The organism is Roseovarius litorisediminis, from assembly GCF_900172295.1.
Taxonomy (GTDB): Bacteria; Pseudomonadota; Alphaproteobacteria; order Rhodobacterales; family Rhodobacteraceae; genus Roseovarius; species Roseovarius litorisediminis.
Genome location: NZ_FWFL01000029.1, coordinates 1 through 2,404, shown reverse-complemented (window position 1 = coordinate 2,404; position 2,404 = coordinate 1). Strand labels below are relative to the sequence as shown.

Below are 2,404 nucleotides of genomic sequence, written 5' to 3'. Positions count from 1 at the left end.
GATTACGCGGCCCATGCGGTGCAAATGACGAATTCCTCCTCGCCGCCACCGCCCAAAACCTCCGCAAACTGGCCAAGATCCTTCCTGCACCGCAGCAAACGCGCAAAGCCTGATAGAAAAGGCGCTCGCGCTCTGTTCAGAACCACACTTTCTGCAACAGCAACACGTTGTTTTTCCACAGAATCGGCTCAATGCTGCCATTAGCTGCAGACGGTACTAAGGTCGGGTTTGGGCCGTGAGTGAAATAGCCATAGAAGTAAATCCGAAGCATCAGCCCAGGATGATAACCAGGGCGACCAGTGGCAGCAGGCTGCATATTAAAGCCAAGAGCTGCGAGATCAAGAATGTCGGCAAAGGCATCGATGGCACGGACAAGGCCGTTCTCGTCAACATAATCGTCCAGATGTTCAGGCAGCAACATCGTCTGCAGACGGTCTAAACCTTCGATAAACTGCGTCATGAACAACCTCCGTACTGAATGGAAAAATTATAACATCATTCAGCCAACAAAGGGAGTTTTCACACAGCCTCCAGACCAAGCGGACAACGTTCCTAGGATAAGCCTTTACTTTCGCCGAAACCTAGCCTGGCTGACCAAACGTTAGCCTGATACGCTTCACGAGTTTTTCGGCGAACCCCGGGTCGTCGAGTTCCCTGGTCCCGTCTGTGGAGTCGCCGATTTCCTGCGCATTCATCCGAGAGGCCTGAATCTCTCCCATCTGATCAATGATCTCGGGATTTTCCCTTACAATCGCCTGCATTGCTCCGCGCTCGACTTCGACGAAAACAGAGTCGATCTCGGCGATTACGGTCGCAGAACGGGGTTCGCCCGTCAGGAAGGACATCTCTCCAAAGACCTGCCCCGGCTCAACTTGGCCAATGCGACAGAGCTTGCCTTCGACGGATTTATGGACCGCAGCAAGTCCGGCCAGAACAACGAACAGGGACTCGCCTGCATCGCCTTCAGCGACGAGTGCCTGACCTGCGCGAGCCTGGACCTCTTTGGACTGATGCGCGAGATTCAGTCGTTCCTCTTCGGAAAGCTTGCTGAACAGCGGAACGCGGTGCAGCAGATCAGGCAAGTCGAAGCTTGCATCTATTTCGCTGACACTTTGCCAGGCGATGTCCGCTTCAAGTTTCGGATAGGAAGGCGCATATCCCGCCTGGTCCAGAAAATGCAGAACGTTCTCGACCACTTGACGTTCGATCATGAACATTTTTGGGTAGTCGGGAACCCAGAAGTGAAAGCTGAAGACGGTGCCGCGCTCAACGAGTTCGTCTATTAGCACCAGCGGCTTCTGGGACGGGACCACGCCCGGGGTCGCCCGGATCGCGGACATGATTATGTCCGCGGCACGCTCGGCCGGGACGCTGAAATCCACCACGATCCGTTTCACTGTCCGAAAATGGCGCTCGGGAAGGCTCAGGTTGACGAAATCACGCCGCGACAGCGCGTTGTTGGGAAACACGATGGTTCTTCCCTGAACGGTTACCATGCGGACCGCTCGCCAGTTCATCTCGACGACACGACCTGTTCTCTGAGGTGTTCCTTCGTCGAACTGAATCCAGTCGCCGATCCGGATCGGACGCTCAATGGCAAGAGCGATGCCGGTGAAGATGTCCGCGATGAGGTCACGCACGGCAAAGGCGACAACTCCGGTCAGGATGCCGGATGTTGCCAACAGCCCGGAGACCGGCTGATCGAACACCAACCCCGCGATCGCGATAATTGCGACGAGGAACAGCAAGACGCCCAAAAAATCAAAGGCAATGCTGGGAATGCGCTCTTCATCGCTCCCATTGCGCCCACGCCGGAGGGCGACCTCGATCGCGCGCTTTGCGACCCAAGCCATGCAAAGCCAGATAGCGGCTTCGGAAAGACGGAGAGGGTCAATCCATTCGCCGACCGGTGCCGGTAGCCCGTTTATACCAACTTGGTCGGCAAGATACCTTGCCGCGATGAGGCAGATGAGAGTCAGCGCCGGTAGAAGAATCCGCCCCATTTCACCTCCATATGCATGGCGTATGCGGGCAGGTTAGTTCAGGAGTTGTTCAGGACAAACCTTTTTTACGTTATGACCCATAGCGAGGAGGATCGCTGGCGCCATCTCACTTAGTCTTCTCTGGGCTCGGAGCCGACTTGCGGCGGTGCAGCGAAAGATCCCCTGCCAAGGTTGGATGGATGTCAGCTTCCTCTGACTTGGCAAGAATAGGGCACACCTGCAGCGAAGATCTGCTTTCCGCCGATTCTGTGGAAAAACTAACGTTTGCGAGCGTAGAAATAGCCGTTCCAAATGCGGCCCAAGCGCCTTTCCTATCAGGCTTTGCGCGTTTGCTGCGGTGCGGGAAAGACCTTGGCCAGTTTGCGGAGGTTTTGGGCGGTGGCGGCGAGGAGGAATTCGTC

General features: G+C 55.9%; 2 protein-coding genes and 1 pseudogene. 1 reads left to right on the top strand and 2 read right to left on the bottom strand.

The features are described 5' to 3' along the window. Nucleotides 1-244 precede the first annotated feature (244 nt). Both PEL8287_RS19630 and PEL8287_RS19625 read right to left on the bottom strand, forming a co-directional pair. Nucleotides 245-460, bottom strand: a pseudogene (locus PEL8287_RS19630) (transposase); the annotation flags it as partial. Nucleotides 461-581: 121 nt separating this feature from the next. Beyond that, nucleotides 582-2,003 (bottom strand): mechanosensitive ion channel family protein, encoded by a 1,422-nt coding sequence (locus tag PEL8287_RS19625; protein WP_085894136.1) that lies wholly within the window; start codon nucleotides 2,001-2,003, stop codon nucleotides 582-584. A 179-nt stretch (nucleotides 2,004-2,182) separates the two neighbouring features. On the opposite strand from PEL8287_RS19625, the gene PEL8287_RS20195 reads away from it, so the two are divergent. Further along, nucleotides 2,183-2,404: hypothetical protein (locus PEL8287_RS20195; protein ID WP_217807698.1), on the top strand; the 222-nt coding region annotated here is incomplete at its 3' end.